General features: G+C 29.9%; 23 protein-coding genes. All 23 read left to right on the forward strand.

The genetic code is table 11. The annotated features are described in order from the left end of the window. Window positions 1-7: 7 nt before the first annotated feature. On the forward strand, window positions 8-559 hold the full coding sequence (locus AJ887_RS05125) for a DUF507 family protein (RefSeq protein WP_002851269.1): 552 nt from the start codon (window positions 8-10) through the stop codon (window positions 557-559). Beyond that, a complete protein-coding gene (gene carA, locus AJ887_RS05130; protein ID WP_002851156.1) occupies window positions 559-1,677 on the forward strand; it encodes a glutamine-hydrolyzing carbamoyl-phosphate synthase small subunit in 1,119 nt (372 codons plus the stop codon). Before AJ887_RS05125 ends, carA begins: the two co-directional genes overlap by 1 nt. Further along, a complete protein-coding gene (locus AJ887_RS05135; RefSeq protein ID WP_002870873.1) occupies window positions 1,674-2,333 on the forward strand; it encodes a sulfite exporter TauE/SafE family protein in 660 nt (219 codons plus the stop codon). Before carA ends, AJ887_RS05135 begins: the two co-directional genes overlap by 4 nt. After that, complete coding sequence (gene bumS, locus AJ887_RS05140) at window positions 2,330-3,541, forward strand: butyrate sensor histidiine kinase-like phosphatase BumS (protein WP_002862144.1); 1,212 nt, start codon at window positions 2,330-2,332, stop codon at window positions 3,539-3,541. The genes AJ887_RS05135 and bumS overlap by 4 nt, the downstream gene beginning before the upstream one ends. 2 nt (window positions 3,542-3,543) lie before the next feature. After that, the gene (bumR, locus tag AJ887_RS05145) at window positions 3,544-4,224 is read left to right on the forward strand and encodes a butyrate response regulator transcription factor BumR (protein WP_002862143.1); all 681 of its coding nucleotides are present in this window, start codon (window positions 3,544-3,546) and stop codon (window positions 4,222-4,224) included. A gap of 125 nt (window positions 4,225-4,349) precedes the next feature. Next, on the forward strand, window positions 4,350-5,816 hold the full coding sequence (ccoN, locus tag AJ887_RS05150) for a cytochrome-c oxidase, cbb3-type subunit I (protein ID WP_002862142.1): 1,467 nt from the start codon (window positions 4,350-4,352) through the stop codon (window positions 5,814-5,816). A 12-nt stretch (window positions 5,817-5,828) separates the two neighbouring features. Further along, window positions 5,829-6,494, forward strand: a complete 666-nt coding sequence (gene ccoO / locus AJ887_RS05155) for a cytochrome-c oxidase, cbb3-type subunit II (RefSeq protein WP_002855439.1) — start codon at window positions 5,829-5,831, stop codon at window positions 6,492-6,494. A 4-nt stretch (window positions 6,495-6,498) separates the two neighbouring features. After that, window positions 6,499-6,762: a cytochrome c oxidase, cbb3-type, CcoQ subunit gene (locus AJ887_RS05160; RefSeq protein ID WP_002851307.1), complete on the forward strand. Its 264-nt coding sequence runs from the start codon at window positions 6,499-6,501 to the stop codon at window positions 6,760-6,762. Then, window positions 6,762-7,625 carry a cbb3-type cytochrome c oxidase N-terminal domain-containing protein gene (locus AJ887_RS05165; protein ID WP_002862141.1) on the forward strand — a complete coding sequence of 288 codons (864 nt, stop codon included), beginning with the start codon at window positions 6,762-6,764 and terminating at the stop codon, window positions 7,623-7,625. The genes AJ887_RS05160 and AJ887_RS05165 overlap by 1 nt, the downstream gene beginning before the upstream one ends. Beyond that, window positions 7,622-7,843 carry a DUF4006 family protein gene (locus AJ887_RS05170; protein WP_072223679.1) on the forward strand — a complete coding sequence of 74 codons (222 nt, stop codon included), beginning with the start codon at window positions 7,622-7,624 and terminating at the stop codon, window positions 7,841-7,843. Before AJ887_RS05165 ends, AJ887_RS05170 begins: the two co-directional genes overlap by 4 nt. After that, window positions 7,840-7,941, forward strand: coding sequence for a hypothetical protein (locus AJ887_RS05175; protein WP_002858872.1), 102 nt, complete (start codon window positions 7,840-7,842; stop codon window positions 7,939-7,941). The genes AJ887_RS05170 and AJ887_RS05175 overlap by 4 nt, the downstream gene beginning before the upstream one ends. Then, the gene (locus AJ887_RS05180; protein WP_002862139.1) at window positions 7,938-8,540 is read left to right on the forward strand and encodes a hypothetical protein; all 603 of its coding nucleotides are present in this window, start codon (window positions 7,938-7,940) and stop codon (window positions 8,538-8,540) included. The genes AJ887_RS05175 and AJ887_RS05180 overlap by 4 nt, the downstream gene beginning before the upstream one ends. Beyond that, entirely contained in the window at window positions 8,527-9,048 is a 522-nt protein-coding gene (locus AJ887_RS05185) for a FixH family protein (protein ID WP_002862138.1), read from the forward strand. The genes AJ887_RS05180 and AJ887_RS05185 overlap by 14 nt, the downstream gene beginning before the upstream one ends. After that, window positions 9,045-11,411, forward strand: coding sequence for a PD-(D/E)XK nuclease family protein (locus AJ887_RS05190; RefSeq protein WP_070284917.1), 2,367 nt, complete (start codon window positions 9,045-9,047; stop codon window positions 11,409-11,411). Before AJ887_RS05185 ends, AJ887_RS05190 begins: the two co-directional genes overlap by 4 nt. Further along, complete coding sequence (locus AJ887_RS05195; RefSeq protein ID WP_070284919.1) at window positions 11,408-14,173, forward strand: RecB-like helicase; 2,766 nt, start codon at window positions 11,408-11,410, stop codon at window positions 14,171-14,173. The genes AJ887_RS05190 and AJ887_RS05195 overlap by 4 nt, the downstream gene beginning before the upstream one ends. Window positions 14,174-14,256: 83 nt before the next feature. Then, window positions 14,257-14,682 (forward strand): 50S ribosomal protein L13, encoded by a 426-nt coding sequence (rplM, locus tag AJ887_RS05200; RefSeq protein WP_002779321.1) that lies wholly within the window; start codon window positions 14,257-14,259, stop codon window positions 14,680-14,682. A 2-nt stretch (window positions 14,683-14,684) separates the two neighbouring features. Further along, window positions 14,685-15,074 carry a 30S ribosomal protein S9 gene (gene rpsI, locus AJ887_RS05205; protein WP_002851459.1) on the forward strand — a complete coding sequence of 130 codons (390 nt, stop codon included), beginning with the start codon at window positions 14,685-14,687 and terminating at the stop codon, window positions 15,072-15,074. A gap of 124 nt (window positions 15,075-15,198) precedes the next feature. Then, the gene (gene cadF / locus AJ887_RS05210; RefSeq protein WP_002862134.1) at window positions 15,199-16,158 is read left to right on the forward strand and encodes a fibronectin-binding outer membrane protein CadF; all 960 of its coding nucleotides are present in this window, start codon (window positions 15,199-15,201) and stop codon (window positions 16,156-16,158) included. Next, entirely contained in the window at window positions 16,158-16,799 is a 642-nt protein-coding gene (locus AJ887_RS05215) for an HAD family hydrolase (protein WP_002887739.1), read from the forward strand. Before cadF ends, AJ887_RS05215 begins: the two co-directional genes overlap by 1 nt. Before the next feature lie 92 nt (window positions 16,800-16,891). After that, window positions 16,892-20,452 carry a pyruvate:ferredoxin (flavodoxin) oxidoreductase gene (nifJ, locus tag AJ887_RS05220; RefSeq protein WP_002862132.1) on the forward strand — a complete coding sequence of 1,187 codons (3,561 nt, stop codon included), beginning with the start codon at window positions 16,892-16,894 and terminating at the stop codon, window positions 20,450-20,452. A 23-nt stretch (window positions 20,453-20,475) separates the two neighbouring features. Beyond that, window positions 20,476-20,787: a hypothetical protein gene (locus tag AJ887_RS05225; protein WP_002862131.1), complete on the forward strand. Its 312-nt coding sequence runs from the start codon at window positions 20,476-20,478 to the stop codon at window positions 20,785-20,787. Further along, on the forward strand, window positions 20,765-22,177 hold the full coding sequence (gene mshL / locus AJ887_RS05230; protein WP_070239582.1) for a pilus (MSHA type) biogenesis protein MshL: 1,413 nt from the start codon (window positions 20,765-20,767) through the stop codon (window positions 22,175-22,177). The genes AJ887_RS05225 and mshL overlap by 23 nt, the downstream gene beginning before the upstream one ends. After that, on the forward strand, window positions 22,170-22,778 hold the full coding sequence (locus AJ887_RS05235; protein WP_002921280.1) for an ATP-binding protein: 609 nt from the start codon (window positions 22,170-22,172) through the stop codon (window positions 22,776-22,778). The genes mshL and AJ887_RS05235 overlap by 8 nt, the downstream gene beginning before the upstream one ends.

Genomic DNA, 22,778 nt, shown 5'->3' on the forward strand with positions numbered 1-22,778 from the left:
TTTCAAGATGCGTATAAAATTACCACATATTCCTTATATCGCAAATAAAATGATGTTAGATATAGCTAATTCTTCTTTTGTAGAAATTAAAGATCAATTAGAAAAGCTTAAGGTATGTATAATAGAAGTTTTAGAGAAAGATATTCTAAATGAAAGAAAATTAGATGAAAGAGTAAAAGAACTTTTAGAGCAACAAGAAGATGAAATGGAACTTATGCAAGTAGATCGTAAAAATATGTTTTGGCTTGTGAAGAAAAAGTTAGCTCCCGAATTTAATGTGATTTTAGATTCTGAAGATAGACATAATCATCTAGCGCATCAAATTTTAGAAGAACTTGTAGAGAATGATTATATTAATTTTATAGTGAGCGAAAATAGAGTTAAAAATTTAATCTTTTCAAGCATAGAGTCTTATCTTAAAATTTATGAAAAACTTGAAGATGAGGTTTATGAGAAAATTAGCAATTATAAAACAAAACCTATTCCAGGTAGTGAAGAATACGATCTTATCTTTGAAAAACTCTATCAAGAAGAGCTTAGAAAAAAAGGTATGTTTTAATGAAGGCTTATATTTATTTAGAAAATGATATTTTTTTAAGTGCTAAGGCTTTTGGAAAGAGCGGTACTTTTTTTGGAGAGCTTGTATTTAACACTTCTTTAACAGGATATCAAGAAATTATTTCAGATCCTTCTTATGCAGGGCAATTTATCGTATTTTCCATGCCAGAAATTGGTATAGTGGGAACCAATGAAAATGATAATGAAAGTAAGGAAATTTTTGCAAGCGGTGTTTTAATGCGTGAATTAAGTTCTAGTTTTTCAAATTTTCGCGCTAAAGAAAGTCTGCAAGATTATCTTGAAAAACATGGAAAAATAGGAATTTATGAACTTGATACGAGATATCTAGTAAAAATGATAAGAAATAATGGCAATTTAAGAGCTGTAATTTCAACTGAAATTTCAAATAAAGAAGATTTAAAAATCGCCTTAGAAAAATCAGCAAAAATTGATGAAGTAAATTTTGTAAAAGAAGTTAGCACTAAGAAAAATTATTCTCATAAACAAGGTGTTTGGAACGCTAGTTTTCAAAAATTTAATGATGCTAAAAGAAGTGAGAAAAAAGTTGCTGTTATAGACTATGGTGTTAAAACAAATATCCTAAATGAACTTGTAGAAGTAGGTTTTGAAGTAGAAGTTTATCCATATAATGTTAAAGCAGATGAGTTGATTACTCTGTATAAAAAAGGTGAAATTCAAGGCGTGTTTCTTTCTAATGGTCCAGGTGAGCCAAGGATTTTAAAACAAGAGATTGCAGAGATTAAAAAACTTGCAGAAGCTAAAATTCCTATGCTTGGAATTTGCTTAGGTCACCAGCTTTTAAGTAATGCTTTTGGATATGAAACTTATAAAATGAAATTTGGACAACATGGAGCAAATCATCCTGTGATCAATCTTGATACAAAAACGGTAGAAATTACCGCACAAAATCATAATTATAATGTTCCAGAAGAATTAGCTCAAGTGGCTCATATCACTCATAGAAATTTATTTGGCGATAATGTTGAAGGAGTAAGATATAAAGACTATCCTATTATTTCAGTGCAACATCACCCGGAAAGTTCTTCAGGTCCTCATGAAAGTAAGTACATTTTTAAAGAATTTATGAATTTGATGTGAGTATAGATTTTTTAGCTATTATCAGCGTTGCTTTTTTATCTAGTTTTGGACACTGCTATTCTATGTGTGGTGGTTTTAATTTACTTTTTATAAATTTAAATTCAAAAAGCAATAATTTATTTTTATTAACTTTTATTTATCATTTGTTTAGAATTTTTGCTTATATTGTTTTAGGGATAATTTTTGGGACTTTTGGGAATATCTTGGCAATCAATGCTAAGGTTCAAAGTTTGTCATTTTTTATTCTTGGTATATTTATGATGATTTTGGGTTTTGCTCTTATTTTTAGAGGCAATATGTTATCTTTTATTGAAAATAATGTTTTTTTTGATAGTTTTGTAAAGAAAATTATTAAAAAATCTAAAAATTTTAAAGGATTAAAATCAGCTATATTTTTAGGATTTTCAAATGGTTTTGTTCCTTGTGGATTGGTGTATTTTTTTATAGCCAATGCAATAAGTAAGCAAAATATTTTTGAAGGTATTTTGGTAATGATGATTTTTGGAATATCAACTTTACCTGCGATGTTATTTTTTTCTAAAATTTCACAATTTTTTAGTGATTTTTTGAAAAATTTGTTTAATTATTTATCGTATGGCATTATTGTTTGTTACGGTATAAATCTTGCCTATATAGGTTTTAAGGCTTTTCAATGAAAGATTTTTTTAAAGATCAGTTTTTTAAAGCTCTGGAAAAAAATACAATTTTTTCAAGAGCTGATGTGCAAGGAAATTTAATTTTTGTCAGTGATAAGCTTTGTCAAATAAGTGGATATAGCAAAAAAGAGCTTATAGGAAAAAAACATTCAATATTTAAACATCCAGATGTTGATGAATGTTATGTTGAGAAGCTTTTAAAAGATCTTTCATATAAAAAGCCTTATCAGGTTATTTTTAAAAATATTGATAAATTAGGCAAAACCTTCTATCTTGAAACTTTGTTAATCCCCATATTGGATAAAAATAATGAATTAATAGAAATAGTAGCACTTTCTCATGATGTCAGTAATTCTTTTAAGCTTAATGAAGAGCTTGCTCTAAATCACGCTAAATTAAGAGAATTAAGTATTAATCTTGAAAATACAGTTAAAAATCACCAACAAGAATTTATACAGTTAGGTAAAAAATTTGAGAAAAAAATGAAAATTGCCTTGGAAAAAAATGAAAAAGATATTAAAATAGCATATGAAGAGATTTTGAAATCTTCATTAGAACAAATGATTAGTGATATAGCACATCAATGGAGACAACCGTTAAATGAGCTTGGTATTGCCATGTTTCAAATGAAGCAAAATCTTAAAGATGAAAAAGGATTTGCTGAAATTTATTCACAATCAAAAGATATGATTAAAAATATGTCAGAAACAATTGATGTGTTTAGAACTTTGTTTAACAAAGGAGTAGAGCAGTGTGTATTTATAAAAGAGACTTTAAATAAAGCCTTAGAAATTGCTTTTGAAACTATAGAAAAAAATCATGTAAATATTAATATTGTTTCGAAAAGTGATTATGAAGTTTTAGCGTATGAGAATGGTTTAATAAGAGTTTTTCTTAATTTGATTTTAAATTCAATAGAGGCATTTAAAAACAAAAAAAGGAAAATCATAACAATAAATTTTTCAAAATTTGGAAAAAACTATCTGAAAATTACAATAAAAGATAATGCTGGTGGGATTGATAAAGAAAATTTAGATAAAATTTTTCAACCTTATTTTACAACAAAACATCCCAGTCAGGGTATAGGAGTAGGACTTTATATAAGTAGACAAATTATTGAAAGTTTCCAAGGAAAAATAAAAGTTAAGAATGGAAAAGATGGGGCTTGTTTTGAGGTATTTTTAAAACTAAAAGAGAGGGTAGAGTAGAAATGTCACAAGAATGTAAAGAATTGATAATATTAGTAGTTGAAGATGAAATTAAGACTAGAGAATCATTGATTAATGTATTAAGCGAACGCTTTAGTAAAGTAATCGGAGCTCAAAATGGAGATGAGGGGCTTAAAAAATTTAAAAAATTTAAGCCGGATTTAGTTATCACAGATATTGCTATGCCTATTATGGATGGGCTTGATATGGCAAGAGAGATTAAGGAAATTTCAGATGATGTCCCAATTGTTGTTCTTAGTGCGTATTCAGAGAAAGAGAGACTTTTGCGTTCTATTGATATTGGTATAGATAAATATTTGATCAAACCTGTTGATATAGAAGAGTTGTTTAAAGTTTTAGATTATCTGATAGGCGAAAAAATTGAAGCAAATATGCTTGTAAAAATTTCTGAAGAATATCAATTTAACAAAACTAAAAGAACTTTGATTTACAATGGTGAAGAAATTGTTTTAACTAAAAAAGAATTAGCTTTTATTTCTTTGCTTTTAAAGCAACCTGGGGCTTTGGTTTTGCATGAAGATATAAAGAAAAATGTTTGGATAGGTGAACATGTGAGTGATACTGCTGTTAGAACTTTTATTAAAAGAGTAAGAGATAAAGTGGGTGAAGATTTTATAAAAAATGTGCCAAGTTTAGGTTATAAGATAAATATCAATAAATAAGACTGATTTAGCATTAAAATATAAAGCATAACAAATGATTAACAAAATTATCATTTTTAAGAAAAAATGTATAATTAATATTCTATAATATTCTCTTATTATCAAAAATTTTAAGGAGAAAGTCGATGCATCCAGGTAATGTATTAAATTACGACTATACGGTTGCAAGATATTTTATGTTTACAACCGTATTGTTTGGCATTGTTGGTATGGCTATAGGAACTCTTATAGCTTTTCAAATGGCATATCCTAACTTAAATTATTTAGCAGGAGAATATGCTACTTTTTCAAGACTTAGACCACTTCATACTTCAGGTGTGATTTTTGGTTTTATGCTTTCAGGGATTTGGGCAACTTGGTATTATATAGGTCAGCGTGTTCTTAAGGTAAGTATGGCTGAGTCAAGATTTTTAATGGCTGTTGGTAAGCTTCATTTTTGGCTTTATATGCTTACTATGGTTTTAGCTGTTATATCTTTGTTTATGGGTGTGACTACATCTAAAGAATATGCAGAGCTTGAGTGGCCTTTAGATATTCTTGTTGTTCTTGTTTGGGTTTTATGGGGTGTAAGTATTTTTGGACTTATTGGAATTCGCCGTGAAAAAACTCTTTATATTTCTTTATGGTATTATATAGCTACATTTTTAGGTATAGCTATGCTTTATCTTTTTAATAACATGGAAGTACCAACTTATTTTGTTACTGGAATGGGTAAATGGTGGCATAGTGTATCAATGTATGCAGGAACAAATGATGCTTTAGTACAATGGTGGTATGGACATAATGCTGTGGCATTTGTATTTACTGTGGGTATTATTGCTCAAATTTATTACTTCTTGCCAAAAGAAAGTGGTCAGCCGATTTTCTCTTATAAACTCTCTTTATTTGCATTTTGGGGCTTAATGTTTGTTTATCTTTGGGCAGGTGGTCACCATTTGATTTATTCAACTGTACCTGATTGGATGCAAACTATGGGTTCGGTTTTCTCTATAGTATTGATTTTACCTTCTTGGGGTTCAGCGATTAATATCTTACTTACTATGAAAGGTGAGTGGAGCCAGCTTCGCGAGAGTCCATTGATTAAATTTATGATTTTGGCATCAACTTTCTATATGTTCTCAACACTTGAAGGGCCAATTCTTTCAATTAAGTCTGTTAATGCTTTAGCACACTTTACAGATTGGATTCCAGGACATGTTCATGATGGAACATTAGGTTGGGTAGGATTTATGACTATGGCTGCGCTTTATCATATGACTCCTAGAGTTTTCAAAAGAGAGCTTTATAGCAAATCTTTAATGGAAGCTCAATTTTGGATCCAAACCACAGGTATAGTTCTTTATTTTGCTTCAATGTGGATTGCGGGTATTACTCAAGGTATGATGTGGAGAGCGACAGATGAGTATGGTAACTTGCTTTATAGCTTTATTGATACTGTTGTGGCTATTGTTCCTTATTATTGGATTAGAGCGATTGGTGGATTGTTGTATCTTATTGGTTTCTTTATGTTTACTTATAATATTTACAAAACAATTGCTTGTGGAAGAGTGCTTGATAAAGAACCAAAAAGCGCTTCGCCTATGGCAGCATAAAAAGGAGAAAATATGTTTAGTTGGTTAGAAAAAAATCCATTCTTTTTTGCTGTAGCTGTTTTTGTAGTGATTGCTTATGCAGGCATAGTTGAAGTTTTACCAAATTTTGCAGAAAATGCAAGACCAATTGAAGGTAAAAAACCTTATACGGTTTTACAACTTGCAGGGCGTGCAGTATATATTAAAGATAGTTGTAATGCTTGTCATTCACAGCTTATTCGTCCATTTAAATCAGAAACAGATCGTTATGGTATGTATTCTGTAAGTGGTGAATTTGCTTATGATAGACCTTTTCTTTGGGGTTCAAAAAGAACAGGACCTGATCTTGCTCGTGTAGGAAATTATAGAACAGCTGATTGGCATGAAAATCATATGTGGGATCCTACTTCTGTTGTTCCAGATTCTATTATGCCTTCATATAAGCATATGTTTAAAAATAATGCAGATATTGAAACTGCTTATGCTGAGGCTTTAACCGTGAAAAAAGTTTTCAATGTTCCTTATGATACAGAAAATGGAACAAAACTTGGTTCTTGGGAGGATGCGCAAGCTGAAGTAAAAGCTGAAGCTCAGGCTATAGTTGATCAAATGAAAAATCAAGAAGTAAAAGATGCTTTTGCTAAAGGTGAAATCAAAGAAATAGTTGCTTTGATCGCTTATTTAAATAGCTTAAAGTAAGATGATGGAACATTTATCAATAGTTTTTGATGTGATTAAAAATTTAATCACATTTGATTTAGCAACAGTTCAAAAACATGAGTGGGAGATTTTCCAAGGTTATGGTTTTTTTGCACTCGTGATGTTTTTGTCAATAGTATTATATGCGTATTGGTATCATTTATATAGAACAGAAAAAAAAGGTGAGAGAAATTATGAAAATTATGCAAACCTTGCCTTAAAAGATGATATTGATGATAGTGTATTAGAAAGTAAAAGGAGTGCTTAATGCAATGGTTAAATTTAGAAGATAATGTTAATCTCTTATCTTTAATTGGAGCTATTCTTATCATTTTAATCACACTAGTTATTGTGAGTAGAATGTTTAAGCAGATGAAAGAAAAAAAAAGCGAGTCAGAGCTTAGTGAACATAGTTGGGATGGAATAGGAGAGTATAAAAATGCTGTTCCTACTGGTTGGGCTGTGGTATTTTTCCTGACTATTGTTTGGGCTATTTGGTATTTTCTATGGGGATATCCTTTAAATTCTTTTTCAAGTATAGGTCAATACAATGAAGAAGTAGCAACTCATAATACAAAATTTGAAGAAAAATTTAAAAATTTATCTCCTGAAGATAAAATAGCAATGGGTCAAAATATCTTTTTAGTTCAGTGTTCAGCTTGTCATGGAATTACAGGCGATGGTATCAATGGTAAAGCTCAAAATTTAAATATTTGGGGTAGTGAAGAAGGTATAATCAATGTAATTAAACATGGTTCAAAAGGTATGAATTTTCCAGGTGGAGAAATGCTTGGTGCTGCTGATTTAGGTGTGGCAGAAGAAGATATCCCTGCTATTGCTGCTTATGTAGCAAAAGATCTTTCAGCTATTAAGAAAACTGCAAATGAAAATTTAGTAGCAAAAGGTAAAGAAGCTTATGCAACTTGTGCAGCATGCCATGGAGAAGATGGAAAAGGTCAAGATGGAATGTTCCCAGATCTTACAAAATACGGTTCTGCAGCTTTTGTAGTAGATGTTTTACATAGTGGTAAGGCTGGTTTTATAGGAACAATGCCGAGTTTTCCAACACTTAATAATATTCAAAAAGAAGCTGTTGGCGAGTATGTAATTTCTCTTTCAAGGGGTGAATGATGGAAAATAATAATAGATGCGTGTTTTCTCTTTCAGGTGTTACAGGTATGTTAATTGCTACGGTTTTATTACTTGCTATCTTAGTAGTTTTAACTATTTGGGGTCTTAAAGCTCAGCAAGAAGTGATGCAAAAGCCATATAGTCTTAAAGATGCACAAAGTGTAAAGATGTTTGGTTCAAAAGAACAAGATCATAGAAGTATAAAGGAAGCACAATGAGTAAGGCTTTGGAATATTTAATTGTTATTGGTTTAGTTGTTGCTGCTGCAATCACCGCTTGGTCGGTTTTAACTGTAAATCATCTTCATATAGGATGAAAAAAATATTACAAGATGGCTTTTTTTTAGCCATCTTCTTCTTTGTTTTATTGCCTTCTAGGGTTTTTGCTCTTGATGCTGTACTTTTTAATGAAAATATTTTAAGTCAAAAAGTAAGTAATGAGATTAATCTTATAGGAAAAGAGCTTTACCAAAAAAGTAATATTTTTATCGGCGTTATGGTTGGTGATGAAACTGAAATTGAAACTTTATTAAATAAACAAAAAGAACTTCCTCAATCTTATATATTGCTTCTTTTGTCAAAAAATTCTCACAAAGTTGATATAGTGGGCTCAAAAGGTGCTTTAGCTTTGATTGATAAAGAAGCCGTGCTTAGTCCTTATCCTGGAACAGGATCTATTTTGCCGATATTAGCTACAAATAAAGGTGATATTTATAATGCTGCTATACTTAATGGTTATGCAGATATTGTAGATCGTGTGGCAAAATCCTTGGGATTACAATTAGAACATTCTATAGGTAATGCAAATCGTGATACTATCAATATCTTAAGAATACTTATCTATGGATTTATTTGCTTTGCATTGTTATACTATGCACAAAGAAGAATAAAGAGGAAAAAAAATGTTAGAAACTAAAAGAAGTTTTTGGCCTTATGGTATTTTGCTTTCACTTTTGGCTATAATTATTGCTTGTATTGTAACGATTTTTATAGCAAGTCACCATCCTGTATATGAGGATGATTTTTATTTTGACTCTTATCAAAATGTTGAAAATAATTACAATCAAATACAAAAACAACAAGTAAATTTTGATAAATTTTTTAAAGTAAATTTTCAAAATGATAAAATCACTTTTATAGGTAAAAGAAAAATTCCTAGTTATGAAGTGGATCAAAATTCCTATGTTGCAAATTTTAAAATTTCTGCATTGCAAAATATAAATTCTGATGATTTAAAAGTTCAAGTTCTTCTTACAAGACCATTCACTAAAAATTTTGATCAAAAGTTAGAAGGACAAGTTAAAAATGGAATTTTAAGTATCGCTTTACCTAAACTAGATAAAGGTAGATGGGAGCTTAAGCTAAAGTTTTATGCAAATCAAGAAACAGTGGGTTTTTTTAGCTACGAATTAAATGCTCAATGAAATTAAGAATTTTTAGTTCTTCAAGACAAATTAGAGAGTATTATAACCACAAAAAACAGCAAAATGCCTTATTAGATAGTGCTATTCATATAGGTGAATTTTTAGATAAAGTTTGTTTGAGTAATTTTCATAAGGCAAGTTCTTATGAAAGCTTACTTTTAATGCAAGAAGCTTGTCTAAAAAGTAAGGATTTAGAAAAAAAACTAGGAATTTCGGTAGAATTTTTTGCTTTTTTGAAAAATAACGAATATCTTTTTTCCTTTTTCAAAGAACTTAGTTTAGAAAAAAAAAGCATAGAAGATCTTAAAAATAATGATTATTATGCCACCTATAATGAACATTTGGAAATTTTAGATGAGGTATATAAAAATTATCTTGTTTTGCTTGAAAAGAATTCTTTTTATGATGATCTTTCTTTGCCTAAAAATTACACTCTTAATAAAGATTTTTTAGATGAGTATGAAGCTATAGTTTATGATTTGCAAGGTTTTTTGAGTAAATTTGAAGAAAATTTATTAAGTGAAATTTCTCAGATTAAAGAAGTGGTTTTAAGTTTTAAAACAAGTAAATTTAATCTCGAATATCTTTTAAAACTTGATTTTTTAAAAACATTTGATTTAAAAATAAACACTCATTATGAAATCAATCTTTCAAAACAAGAGATTTTAAAAGAAGAAATTTTTAAAACAAAAAATTCAAAAATTAAACTCAAATCTTTTGAATTAAGGGCTTTACAATGCGCTTTTGTTATGGATGAAATTTCACATTTTGTACGCAAAGGTTTAAAGTCTGAAAATATTGTAGTTATAACTCCAGATGAAAGTTTTTGTGAGTTTTTAAGACTTTTTGATAAAGACAATATGCTTAATTTTGCAAGTGGAATTAGTATTAAAGAGAGTTTATTTTATCAAAAATTTCAAGCACTTTATGAAAGTGCTAGTAGTGCTTCTTTTGTCTATAAAAATCAAGAGGATTATTTTGAAGACACGCAGATGATTTTTGATTATCACAATACGCTTTTACATTCTTTAAAGATCGATTTTATAGAGTTTAAAAAGTATTTTGATGAGAAATGTGATTTTGAATATTTTGAAAAATTACTTGCTTTGTTTTTAGAAAATGAAAAGCAAAAGCTTATTGATTTGATACGAAAAGAACTTTATTTTATTAAAGATTTATTGAAAAATCAGTCTTTAACTCTTAAAGAGTTGATCCATCTTTTTTTCATGCAAATTTCACAACTTTCCCTTAGTGATGTAGGTGGAGGTAAGGTTACGGTAATGGGACTTTTAGAAAGTCGTGGGCTTTGTTTTGATGGGGTGATTTTGGTTGATTTTAATGAAGAATTTATTCCCAAAAGAAGTGTTAATGAACTTTTTTTAAACAATGAAGTGCGTAAAAAAGCGGGATTGATTAGCTATGATAGAAGAGAAAATTTACAAAGATTTTATTATGAAAGCTTGATGAAGAATGCTTTAGAAGTAAGTATTTGCTTTGTGGAAAATGAAGAAAAAAGCAAATCACGTTTTTTAGATGAACTTGATTTTGACTTTTTTTATGAAACTCATATCCACCAAAAAGCTTATCTTAATGCTTTAAAATTAGACTATGAAGGCGTAAAACCTAATCTAACTCCTATAAAAGCTCCTATTTTAAAGCATAATCCTTTCGAGTTTCCGCTTTCTTTTAGTCGTTTTAATTTATTGGAAAATCAAAAAAGAACTTATTATTATCGTTATATTTTAAATTTAGCAGAACCTAGGGTTTTAAGCGAGGAAAGTAAAGCGAAAAATCAAGGAAATTTCATCCATAAAATGCTTGAAATTTATTATAAAAATTATGCAAATAATGATTTTGATATAAAAGTTTTTGCAAATTTATTGAATAAAGAATATCAAAAATACAATATCAGTGAACTTGATCTTGAAGTATTTAAATTAAAATTTATACAATTTGCTAAAAACGAAAAAGAGCATTTTTCAAAAGGCTTTTATGTCGCACATACAGAGCTTGAGTTAAATAATATTTTAAAGCTCGGAGCAGATAGTATAAAACTTAAGGGCACTATAGATCGTATCGATAGTTCAAAAGAAGGTAATTTGATCATTGATTATAAAAGTGGAAAAGTACCAAGTAATTCTTATCAACTTGCTTTTTACCAAGCTTTATATGATGAAAATGCAAGCGTGGGTTTTTATGATTTAAATAGTATGCAAATATTGCACCAAAAAGCTAAAAGTTTAGATGAGCTAAGAGAAAGACTTAAAGACTTAGTTCTTATGAGCAAGGAAGAAATAGAGTTTGAAAATGAACAAGATGAGCATTGTCCTTATAAACTCATTTATAAAAAGGAATTAAAATGAGTCAATTTGAGCCTTTTTTGGCATTAGAAGCGAGTGCGGGAAGCGGAAAAACCTTTGCCTTGAGTGTGCGTTTTATAGCACTTATTTTAAAAGGGGTTAGGATTAATGAAATTTTAGCTTTAACTTTTACCAAAAAAGCTGCTAATGAAATGCAAAAAAGAATTATTGAGGCTTTTTTAAATTTAGAAAAAGAAAATAAAACCAGTGAATGCAATGAACTTTGCAAGCTTTTAGGTAAAGATAAAGAAGAGCTTATTTCTTTAAGAGATGCTAAAAAAGAAGAATTTTTAAGAACAGAGTTAAAAATCAGCACTTTTGATGCTTTTTTCGGAAAAATTTTGCGTGTTTTTGCTTTAAATTTGGGCTTAAGTAGTGATTTTACAATGAGTGAAGAGAGGCTTGATGTAAGAGAGATTTTTTTAAAACTTCTTAAAAAAGATGAATTAAAAGATTTGGCTTATTATATTAATTTAGTTGATGAGAAAGAAAATTTTTTTAACGAGCTTGAAAAATTTTATGAGAATGCTTATTTTCAAAATCTTCCTAAAATTCCAAATCCATCTAAAGCTTATATCAATAAAGCCTATAGTGAGTTAAGAAGTTATTGTTTGGGTCTTACTCATGTAAAAAATTATAAAAATTTGTGTGACAATTTTAAAAGCGAAGTTTTAGATTTATCCGTGTTTATGCAATCAAGCTTTATGACAAAATTTGAAAGTACAAAATATTTACAAGATTTAGAAAGCACTAACTTGCATTTTAGCGCAAAGAGAATGGAGCTTATAAATGCTTTAAATACCTATGCCATAGAGCTTGAAAATTATAAAATTGCTAATTTAATGAATCTTTTAAATCATTATAGTGAAGCTAAAAATATATTTCATAAAGATAAAAATACCTTAAATTTCCAAGATGTGAGTAAAAAAGTTTATGAGCTAATAACCAGTGAATTTAAGGATATGATTTATTTTCGTTTAGATGGTTTTATTTCGCATTTGCTTATTGATGAATTTCAAGATACAAGCGTGATTCAATATCAAATTTTACGCCCTTTGATCGCTGAGCTTGTTTCAGGAGAAGGAGTTAAGAAAAATCGCACTTTTTTTTACGTAGGAGATAAAAAACAAAGTATTTATCGCTTTCGTAAAGGAAAAAAAGAATTATTTGATTTGTTAAAACAAGAATTTAGTCAAATTAAAAGTGATAGTTTAAATACCAATTATCGCTCTAAAGAGCTTTTGGTTGATTTTGTTAATGAAACTTTTAAAGAAAAAATCAAAGATTATAAAGAGCAATTTGCCTTAGAAAGTAAAAAAGGTGGTTTTGTGCGTATTGTGGAATCTAAAGAACAAAAGGTTAAAAACCAAGCCCAAGAAATCAAGGAAAAGACTTTAGAAACTTTATTTGAGCAAATTAATTTTTTAAGATCTAAAAATATTTCTTATGATGATATTTGTATTTTGTGTTGGAAAAATAGCGATGCAGATATGGTTTTGGATTTTTTAAGAGAGCAAAAAATTCCTGCGTTTACTCAAAGCAATGTTTTACTTGAAAATAAAGCAAGCGTAAGACTTGTTTTGGAATATGCTAAATATTGTATTTTTGGTGATGAGTTTTACTTGGTATTTTTAAAAGAACTTTTAGGTTTTGAGCCGAGAAAAATCACCCTTGATTTTTCAAAAAATGCTATGGAAAATATACTTTTTTTAATAGAAGAATTAAAACTTGATTTAAATGATATCGCTTTAATGCAATTTATCGAATATGCTAAAACTAAGGAAAATTTTTTAAAGCTTTTATTTGAGCCTTGTACTTTGAAAATAGTAAGCGAACAAAATATGGGTATTAGTATTATGAGTGTGCATAAATCTAAGGGTTTGGAATTTGATCATGTGATTTTGCTAGATAGTTTATCTAAAAACAATTCAAACAATGAAGATATCATGCTTGAATATGATATCAATCAAGGTTGGCAACTCCATATTAAGGATAAAATTCGAGAGCTTACTAAAGAGCCTATTTATACCCTTTTTAAAGAAAATATTACAAGAGCAAATTATGAAGATGATATTAATAAACTTTATGTGGCTTTTACAAGAGCTAAGGAAAGTTTGATTATCATAAAAAGAAACGAAGAAAGTGTAAATGGAAATTATCCAAGTTATTTTAAGGGGGGATTTTTAAATATACATTCTCAAGAGAGAGGTTTTTTAGAAAGCAAAGAGCAAATTTTAAGTGTTAAAAAAGAAAGTATTCAAGCTTTACAAAAATTTGAAAAAATTAGCCCACAAGAAGTTCAAAGTGAAGAAAAGCTTGATAGTAAAGAGCTATATTTTGGAAATGCTTTTCACTTTTTTATGCAAAATTTAAAACTCCCTAAGGGTGAAAATTTTCAAATACTTACTCAAAGATGCAAGAGTAAATTTAGACATTTTTTAGATGAGAGTGATTTTGAAAAGCTTTTTAAAAGAATTGAAATTTTACTTAAAAATATTCAATTTCAAAATTTGATTGGTGATGGAAAGCTTTTAAAAGAACAAGCTTTGAGTTTTAATGGAGAAATTAAACAATTAGACTTGCTTGCCTTAAAAGATGAAGAAGCTTTCATAATTGATTATAAAACAGGTCTTGCTATGCAAGATAAACATAAAGAGCAGGTAAGAACTTATAAGATCGCCATTAGTGAAATTTTGAAAAAAGATAAAGTGCGTGCTTTTATAGTTTATTGTTTGGAAAATGAAATTCAAATTTTGGAAATATAAACTTTATTTTTACTTAAATTAAGTAAAAATTAATATTATTTTTTATACAATCACATTTTAAATTTTTGGCAAAGGTAAAAATTATGACAAAGATAACAAAGCCAAACGAAGTAAAACGAGAATGGATTGTTTTAGACGCAGAAGGCAAACGCTTTGGTCGTCTTTTAACTGAAGTAGCAACAATTTTGAGAGGTAAAAACAAGCCTTGCTTTACTCCAAATGTTGATTGTGGTGATTATGTAATTATCATCAATGCTTCAAAAGCTGTATTTACAGGTGCTAATAAAGCAGAAGATAAGCTTTATCATAGACATTCAGGATATTTTGGAAGTGTAAAAAGCGAAAAATTTGGTGATTTACTTGAAAAAAATCCTGCAAAATTATATAAATTAGCAGTTAGAGGTATGCTTCCTAAAACAAATTTGGGCAGAGCTATGCTTAAAAAATTAAAAATCTATGCGGGTAGTGAGCACCCACACACTGCGCAAATTGCTAAAGAAGGAAAATAATCATGGCAACAACATACGCAACAGGTAAGAGAAAAACTGCTATCGCAAAGGTATGGGTAAAACCAGGTAGTGGTAAAATTAGTGTTAATGGTGTTGATTTAAACACTTGGCTTGGTGGACACGAGGCGATTAAGCTTAAAGTGGTTCAACCTTTACTTGTGACTAAACAAGAAACTTCAATGGATATTAAAGCAACTACTTTAGGCGGGGGCTATAGTGCTCAAGCTGAAGCTTTAAGACATGGAATTTCAAGAGCTTTAGCAGCTATGGATGCTGATTTTAGAGCCTTATTAAAACCTAAAGGACTTCTTACTAGAGATAGTAGAACTGTTGAGCGTAAAAAATATGGACGCCGCAAAGCAAGAAGAAGCCCACAATTCTCTAAACGTTAATATTTTTGGTGGGATTTTCCCACCTTTCTACAATTTTTTATAAAACTCATCCTTTTTTCTATCATTTATGTTATAATTGCGAAATTTAAATTTTTATTTTATAACACAATGAAAGGTTTTTTCTATGAAAAAAATATTCTTATGTTTAGGTTTGGCAAGTGTTTTATTTGGTGCTGATAACAATGTAAAATTTGAAATCACTCCAACTTTAAACTATAATTACTTTGAGGGTAATTTAGATATGGATAATCGTTATGCACCAGGGATTAGACTTGGTTATCATTTTGACGATTTTTGGCTTGATCAATTAGAATTTGGGTTAGAGCATTATTCTGATGTTAAATATACAAATACAAATAAAACTACAGATATTACAAGAACTTATTTGAGTGCTATTAAAGGTATTGATGTAGGTGAGAAATTTTATTTCTATGGTTTAGCAGGTGGAGGATATGAGGATTTTTCAAATGCTGCTTATGATAATAAAAGCGGTGGATTTGGACATTATGGCGCGGGTGTAAAATTCCGTCTTAGCGATTCTTTGGCTTTAAAACTTGAAACTAGAGATCAAATTAATTTTAATCATGCAAACCATAATTGGGTTTCAACTTTAGGTATTAGTTTTGGTTTTGGTGGCAAAAAGGAAAAAGCTGTAGAAGAAGTTGCTGATACTCGTCCAGCTCCACAAGCAAAATGTCCTGTAGAACCAAGAGAAGGTGCTTTGTTAGATGAAAATGGTTGCGAAAAAACTATTTCTTTGGAAGGTCATTTTGGTTTTGATAAAACTACTATAAATCCAACTTTTCAAGAAAAAATCAAAGAAATTGCAAAAGTTTTAGATGAAAATGAAAGATATGATACTATTCTTGAAGGACATACAGATAATATCGGTTCAAGAGCTTATAATCAAAAGCTTTCTGAAAGACGTGCTAAAAGTGTTGCTAATGAACTTGAAAAATATGGTGTAGAAAAAAGTCGCATCAAAACAGTAGGTTATGGTCAAGATAATCCTCGCTCAAGCAATGACACTAAAGAAGGTAGAGCGGATAATAGAAGAGTGGATGCTAAATTTATTTTAAGATAATGAATAAAACTATTTTATTTGATTTAGATGGCACTTTAATTGATTCTACTGATGCTATTTTAAATTCTTTCCAAGGAGCTTTTAAAGCCCTTGGATTAACTTCTAAAAATAATGAAGAAATCAAAAATCTCATAGGTTATCCTTTAGAGCAAATGTTTAGAATGCTTTATCCAGATAAAGTAAATTTAAGTAAAGAATTTGTATTAGCTTATCGTGAAATTTATGCACAAATTTATTTAGAACAAACCACTCTTTTGCCTAAAGCAAAAGAAGCATTAGAACTTGGAAGCGAAATTGCAGATCTTGGTATAGTTACAACAAAAGGAGGTAAATTTACTCCGATTTTACTTGATTATTTGGGAGTTAAAAAATTCTTTAAAACTTTAATTACACTTGAAGATGTCATAAATCCAAAGCCAAGTTCTGAACCTATAATTTTAGCCTTAAAAAGACTTAATAAAACTCAAGAAAATGCCTATATGATAGGCGATACAATACTAGATATTCAAGCTGCAATTTCTGCTAATATCACTCCTTTGGCCTTAACTTGTGGCTATGGCAATGAAAATGAATTAAAAGCTCATTCTATGGTATTTTTAAATGCATATGAGGCTGTTAATTATATAGCTAGATTAAACTAATTTCAAGTTTTCGTTAAACGCCTTTTAAGAGAATTTATAGTAAATTGATAGCTAAAAAATTATAAAAATTATCAATATAAAGGAAGGTCTCAATGGGTAAAATTATGAAAACTATGGACGGAAATGAGGCTGCTGCATACGCTGCGTATGCTTTTACTGAAGTTGCTGGAATTTATCCTATTACACCTAGTTCTCCTATGGCTGATTACACCGATATGTGGGCAGCTGCAGGTAAAAAAAATCTTTTTGGAGTTCCTGTAAAAATCGTAGAAATGCAAAGTGAAGCAGGTGCTGCAGGTAGTGTGCATGGATCTTTACAGGCTGGGGCTTTGACTACAACTTATACAGCTTCTCAAGGATTACTCCTTAAAATTCCAAATATGTATAAAATAGCAGGTCAATTACTCCCCTGTGTAATCCATGTAGCAGCGCGTTCTTTGGCTGCTCAAGCTTTGTCTATCTTTGGTGATCATCAAGATATTTATGCGGCAAGACAAATTGGTTTTGCTATGCTTTGTTCGCATTCCGTGCAAGAAACCATGGACTTAGCTGGTATAGCACATTTAGCTGCAATTAAGGGAAGAGTGCCATTTTTGCATTTTTTTGATGGTTTTAGAACAAGCCATGAAATTCAAAAAGTTGAAGTAATGGATTATGCACATTTTGATAGATTATTAGATAGAGAAGCTTTGCTTGAATTTAGAAATAATGCTTTAAATCCAGAAAATCCAAAAACACGCGGAACAGCACAAAATGATGATATTTATTTTCAAACTAGAGAAGTAAGTAACCGTTTTTATGATGCTTTGCCTGATGTTGTTAATGAATATATGCAAGAAATTTCAAAAATCACAGGTAGAGAATACAAACCATTTACTTATTATGGACATAAAGAGCCAGAGCGTGTGATTGTTGCTATGGGTTCTGTGACTCAAGCACTTGAAGAAGTGGTAGACTATCTTAATGCTAAGGGTGAAAAGGTAGGGATTTTAAAAGTTTATCTTTATCGCCCATTTAGCTTAAAATATTTCTTTGATGTTATGCCAAAATCAGTGAAAAAAATCGCAGTTTTAGATAGAACCAAAGAACCAGGAAGTCTTGGGGAGCCACTTTATCTTGATGTAAAATCAGCTTTCTATGGAAGAGAAAATGCTCCTGTTATAGTGGGTGGAAGATACGGACTTTCTTCAAAGGATGTTGATCCTGCTCAAATGATAGCAGTATTTGAAAATCTTAAACTTGATAATCCAAAAGATGGCTTTACTGTAGGTATAGTTGATGATGTAACTCATACTTCACTGAGTACTGGAGAGAAAATTTCACTTGGAGATGAAAGTACGATCGAATGTTTATTTTACGGACTTGGTGCTGATGGAACTGTGGGCGCAAATAAAAACTCGATTAAAATCATCGGGGATAAAACAGATTTTTACGCTCAAGCTTATTTTGCTTATGATTCTAAAAAATCAGGGGGTTATACAAGAAGCCATTTAAGATTTTCTAAAAAACCTATCCGTTCAACTTATCTTGTTTCAACTCCGCATTTTATCGCTTGTTCGGTAGCGGCTTATTTGGAAATTTATGATGTTTTAGCAGGAATTCGCAAAGGAGGAACTTTCCTTTTAAATAGTATTTGGAATGCTGAAGAAACCATAAGACAACTTCCAGATGCAGTAAAGAAAACTTTAGCTGAAAAAGAAGTAAATTTTTATATCATCAATGCAACCAAACTAGCTCGTGATATAGGTTTGGGAAATCGTACAAATACCATTATGCAATCAGCCTTTTTCAAACTTGCAAAAATCATTCCTTATGAAGACGCACAAAAATACATGAAAGAGCTTGCGTATAAATCTTATAGTAAAAAAGGCGATGCTATTGTAGAAATGAATTACAAGGCTATTGATGTGGGTGCTGATGGACTTGTAAAAGTTGAAGTGGATCCAAATTGGAAAAATTTAGAGCTTAAAGAAAAAGAACAAACTAATGCCTATAAAGGTACTGAATTTGTTGAAAAAATCGTAAAACCTATGAATGCGGCTAAGGGTGATGATTTGCCTGTTTCAGCCTTTTTAGGTTATGAAGATGGAAGTTTTGAACACGGCACAACCGAATACGAAAAACGCGGTGTTGGGGTTATGGTACCAAGATGGATAGAGGCAAATTGTATTCAATGTAATCAATGTGCTTCAGTTTGTCCGCATGCTGTTATCAGGCCATTTTTGATTAATGATGAAGAAATGGCAAATGCACCTCGCGGTGTAAAAGATCATGCTTTAGAAGCTAAAGGAACCAAAGGAGAAAAATTAAGCTTTAAAATTCAAGTTTCTCCACTTGATTGTACAGGCTGTGAGCTTTGTGTTCATGAGTGTCCTACTAAAGAAAAATCTTTGGTTATGGTGCCACTTCAAGAAGAGATGGATTTTGGTGAGCAAGAAAATGCGGATTATTTATTTAAAGAAATCACATACAAAGATGATATTTTAAATAAAGAAACTACAAAAGGAGCACAATTTGCCCAACCTTTATTTGAATTCCATGGAGCTTGTCCTGGATGTGGAGAAACTCCTTATATTACTTTAATTACAAGATTGTTCGGTGAAAGAATGATTGTGGCTAATGCGACAGGTTGTAGTTCTATTTATGGGGGTTCAGCTCCATCAACTCCTTATAGAAAAAGTGTGAAAAATGGACACGGTCCTGCTTGGGGAAATTCACTTTTTGAAGACAATGCTGAGTTTGGTTTGGGTATGAAAATTGCAACTGAAAATACAAGACACCGCATTGAATATATCATGAATGAAAGTATGCAAGAAGTTCCAAATGCTTTATCAGCCCTTTTTAAAGATTGGATTGCAAATAAAGACAATGGTGCTATGTCTGTGGAAATTAAAGATAAAATGATCCCTATTTTAGAGCAAAATAAAAATATTAAAGCCGTACAAGATATATTAGAGCTTAAACAGTATTTAAGTAAAAAATCTCACTGGATTTTTGGTGGTGATGGTTGGGCTTATGATATAGGCTATGGCGGACTTGATCATGTTTTAGCAAGTGGAGAAAATGTAAATATTTTAGTGCTTGATACAGAAGTTTATTCTAATACAGGCGGTCAAAGTTCAAAATCTTCTAGAACAGGAGCTGTAGCACAGTTTGCAGCAGCAGGCAAACCTATACAGAAAAAAGATCTAGGTCAAATTGCTATGACTTATGGTTATATTTTTGTAGCACAAGTAAATTCAACGGCAAATTATACTCATCTTATCAAAGCTATCACTGCAGCTGAGGCCTATGATGGACCATCTTTGGTGATTTGTTATTCTCCTTGTATAGCTCATGGTATTAAAGGTGGGCTGGGCTACTCAGGAGAGCAAGGTGAGCTTGCTACAAAGTGTGGCTATTGGCCACTTTATACCTTTGATCCTCGTTTAGAAGAACAAGGAAAAAATCCTTTAACTCTAACAGGAAAAGAGCCTGATTGGGATTTATATGAGCAATTTTTGATGAATGAAGTGCGTTATAATTCACTTAAAAAAGCAAATCCTGAACATGCTGCTGAGCTTTTTGAACGCAATAAAAAAGACGCTCAACGTCGCTATAGACAGCTTAAGCGTATCGCTATGGCTGATTATAGTAATGAGGTTGAAAGCTGATAAAATATATTTTTAGTGCTACATTGTGTTTTAGCACTTTGTTTGCACAAGATAATTTTGAAGAGTATTTTAAACTTATAGATAAAGAAAATCGCATAAATTTTAATACTCTTCAAAACCCATTTGTGAATCCTACTTTTGAAAAATTAAGACATATTAAAATTACTGCAATTATGCTTGATAAAGTAAAAATTTATGATCGATGGTATAAAAAAGGTGATATGATTGATGATGCTATAATACATGAAATAAATACTAAAGAGATTAAATTCCAATATGATAATTTAGAAATTGCAATCCAAATAAATAAAAATGATAAGATTAATATTAATTAACATTCTTTTTTGCCATTATCTTTATGCTTTAGATTGTCAAAAGCGTCTTTTTGATATCAGTATTAATGAAAAATTAAGCATACAAGAAAGTCTTGATGAGCTTGCAAAATATTGTTCTTTTAGTATTATTGTTAAAGATAAAATTGCCAAAGAAAAATTAGAAACATTGCAAAATTCTGTCAATATTCATCAAATGAGTTTAGACGAAATTTTTAATTTTTTTATCAAAGAGCATGATCTTAGCTATGATTTTGATGGTAAAATTTTAAGAATTTCAGGTATTAATACGAAGATTTTTAAGATAAGTTATATCACTTCTATCAGAGAAGGACAAAGCATAACTAAAGCGTCTGTAGACGCTAAACCAAGGCAAAGTGAATATAGCGGTAGTTTTGATGATGCAGAAGACAATATGATTAAAAGTATGGAAAAATTTGATTTTTGGCAAAATATAGAAAAAGAGATTATTGTATTATTAAAAAATTCTCATGAAGATTATGAGGCTAAAACTCCCATCATAAATCCCAATGCAGGTCTTATTATAGTAACTGGAACAAATTCTCAGTTAAAAAGTGTGAAAAATTATTTGCAAAAACTAGAAAATCGTCTTAAAAAACAAGTTATTATCGATGTTAGCATACTTGCTGTGAGTTTAAATGAAAGCCATTCTAGTGGGATTAATTGGCAAAATTTTAATATAGGTTTAAATTCGCAAGTAAATAATGAAAATTCTTTTATTCAGTTTCAAAATGGGCAAGGTTTTGTTAAGAATTTGGGTTTAAGGGCGAATTTAAATTTTGATTCTATTATTAACTTTCTTTCTCAAAATGGAAAAACTAGCGTGCTTTCTAATCCAAAGCTTATGGCTTTAAACAACCAACAAGCCATTATTTCTGTAGGCGATACTATAAATTATCAAGTCAAAGAAAGTTCTAAAGGTACTGAAAATGGGACTACTGTTAGTGAAAGTTATAATAATTATTCTATTTTTATAGGCATTTTACTCAATATCTTGCCTGAAATTTCTGATGATGGAAAAATAATGCTTAGAATTAATCCAAGCTTAAGTGATTTTAAGTATCCAGAAGATAATAAACGACAAAAAGAACCAAGAACTATTGCTCCTGATACCATACAAAAAAAGCTTTCTAGTGTTGTGCAAGTAGAGAATAATCAAACTTTAATTTTAGGTGGATTGATTTCTCACGATAAATCTAATGAGAAAAATTCTATCAATTTTCTATCACAAATTCCAATTCTAGGTTCTTTGTTTAAAGGAGAAGTTTTAAATTCTAAAGCAACCGAAATTGTTTTTATTATCACTCCAAGTATAGTAGATAGTGTAAACGCTCCAAGTCTTAAAGATCTAGGATTTAAGCATTATGAGTAAAATTATTCCATTTAGAGAAGAAATTTTTCATCAAATCAATCAAATTTTAGAAAGCCAAAAAGCTTTTATTTTTTTATGGGGAAAAAGTGGTAGCGGTAAAAGTGTATTGTTGCAAAGATTGGCAAAAAAATATAATGTTGATTTTATTAATGAAAATTTTAAAGATCAGAGTTTCTTAAAAGAAAAAATTGAGTTTTTGATTTCACAAGGTCAGAGTTTAATCATTCTTGATGAAGTAGGAATGTATGATTATGCAATGCTAGAAAGCATTAGGATTTATAGTGATTCTATAAGTTTTGTTTTAAGTTCTCATAAAAAGTTAAATATACTTAAAAAAGAGCATTTTAAAAGTCGTTTAAGTGCTTGTTTTGAATTGAAAAATATTAGTCTTTTAGAGCTTGATGATTATATTAAATTGAAATTCGGAATGAATTTTTCAAATAAATGTCTTAAGTTTTTACAAAAAATTTCTCAAGGAAATTTAAGATATATTGATAAAACTTTAAAAAGTTTTTATGAGATAAATAGTTTTTTTGATACAAACAAAAGTCAAGAGTATATTTTAAAGCTTAGTGCTTTAGAGAATGGCTTATTAAGGTAA

It is taken from the genome of Campylobacter sp. BCW_6466 (genome assembly GCF_001762835.1).
Classification (GTDB): domain Bacteria; phylum Campylobacterota; class Campylobacteria; order Campylobacterales; family Campylobacteraceae; genus Campylobacter_D; species Campylobacter_D jejuni.

Excerpts from the sequence above, each read along its gene's own strand:
- AJ887_RS05125 (WP_002851269.1), top strand. The coding sequence starts at position 8 with ATGCGTATAAAATTACCACATATTCCTTATATCGCAAATAAAATGATG.
- carA (WP_002851156.1), top strand. The coding sequence starts at position 559 with ATGAAGGCTTATATTTATTTAGAAAATGATATTTTTTTAAGTGCTAAG.
- bumS (WP_002862144.1), top strand. The coding sequence starts at position 2,330 with ATGAAAGATTTTTTTAAAGATCAGTTTTTTAAAGCTCTGGAAAAAAAT.
- bumR (WP_002862143.1), top strand. The coding sequence starts at position 3,544 with ATGTCACAAGAATGTAAAGAATTGATAATATTAGTAGTTGAAGATGAA.
- ccoN (WP_002862142.1), top strand. The coding sequence starts at position 4,350 with ATGCATCCAGGTAATGTATTAAATTACGACTATACGGTTGCAAGATAT.
- ccoO (WP_002855439.1), top strand. The coding sequence starts at position 5,829 with ATGTTTAGTTGGTTAGAAAAAAATCCATTCTTTTTTGCTGTAGCTGTT.
- AJ887_RS05160 (WP_002851307.1), top strand. The coding sequence starts at position 6,499 with ATGGAACATTTATCAATAGTTTTTGATGTGATTAAAAATTTAATCACA.
- AJ887_RS05165 (WP_002862141.1), top strand. The coding sequence starts at position 6,762 with ATGCAATGGTTAAATTTAGAAGATAATGTTAATCTCTTATCTTTAATT.
- AJ887_RS05170 (WP_072223679.1), top strand. The coding sequence starts at position 7,622 with ATGATGGAAAATAATAATAGATGCGTGTTTTCTCTTTCAGGTGTTACA.
- AJ887_RS05175 (WP_002858872.1), top strand. The coding sequence starts at position 7,840 with ATGAGTAAGGCTTTGGAATATTTAATTGTTATTGGTTTAGTTGTTGCT.
- AJ887_RS05180 (WP_002862139.1), top strand. The coding sequence starts at position 7,938 with ATGAAAAAAATATTACAAGATGGCTTTTTTTTAGCCATCTTCTTCTTT.
- AJ887_RS05185 (WP_002862138.1), top strand. The coding sequence starts at position 8,527 with ATGTTAGAAACTAAAAGAAGTTTTTGGCCTTATGGTATTTTGCTTTCA.
- AJ887_RS05190 (WP_070284917.1), top strand. The coding sequence starts at position 9,045 with ATGAAATTAAGAATTTTTAGTTCTTCAAGACAAATTAGAGAGTATTAT.
- AJ887_RS05195 (WP_070284919.1), top strand. The coding sequence starts at position 11,408 with ATGAGTCAATTTGAGCCTTTTTTGGCATTAGAAGCGAGTGCGGGAAGC.
- rplM (WP_002779321.1), top strand. The coding sequence starts at position 14,257 with ATGACAAAGATAACAAAGCCAAACGAAGTAAAACGAGAATGGATTGTT.
- rpsI (WP_002851459.1), top strand. The coding sequence starts at position 14,685 with ATGGCAACAACATACGCAACAGGTAAGAGAAAAACTGCTATCGCAAAG.
- cadF (WP_002862134.1), top strand. The coding sequence starts at position 15,199 with ATGAAAAAAATATTCTTATGTTTAGGTTTGGCAAGTGTTTTATTTGGT.
- AJ887_RS05215 (WP_002887739.1), top strand. The coding sequence starts at position 16,158 with ATGAATAAAACTATTTTATTTGATTTAGATGGCACTTTAATTGATTCT.
- nifJ (WP_002862132.1), top strand. The coding sequence starts at position 16,892 with ATGGGTAAAATTATGAAAACTATGGACGGAAATGAGGCTGCTGCATAC.
- mshL (WP_070239582.1), top strand. The coding sequence starts at position 20,765 with ATGATAAGATTAATATTAATTAACATTCTTTTTTGCCATTATCTTTAT.
- AJ887_RS05235 (WP_002921280.1), top strand. The coding sequence starts at position 22,170 with ATGAGTAAAATTATTCCATTTAGAGAAGAAATTTTTCATCAAATCAAT.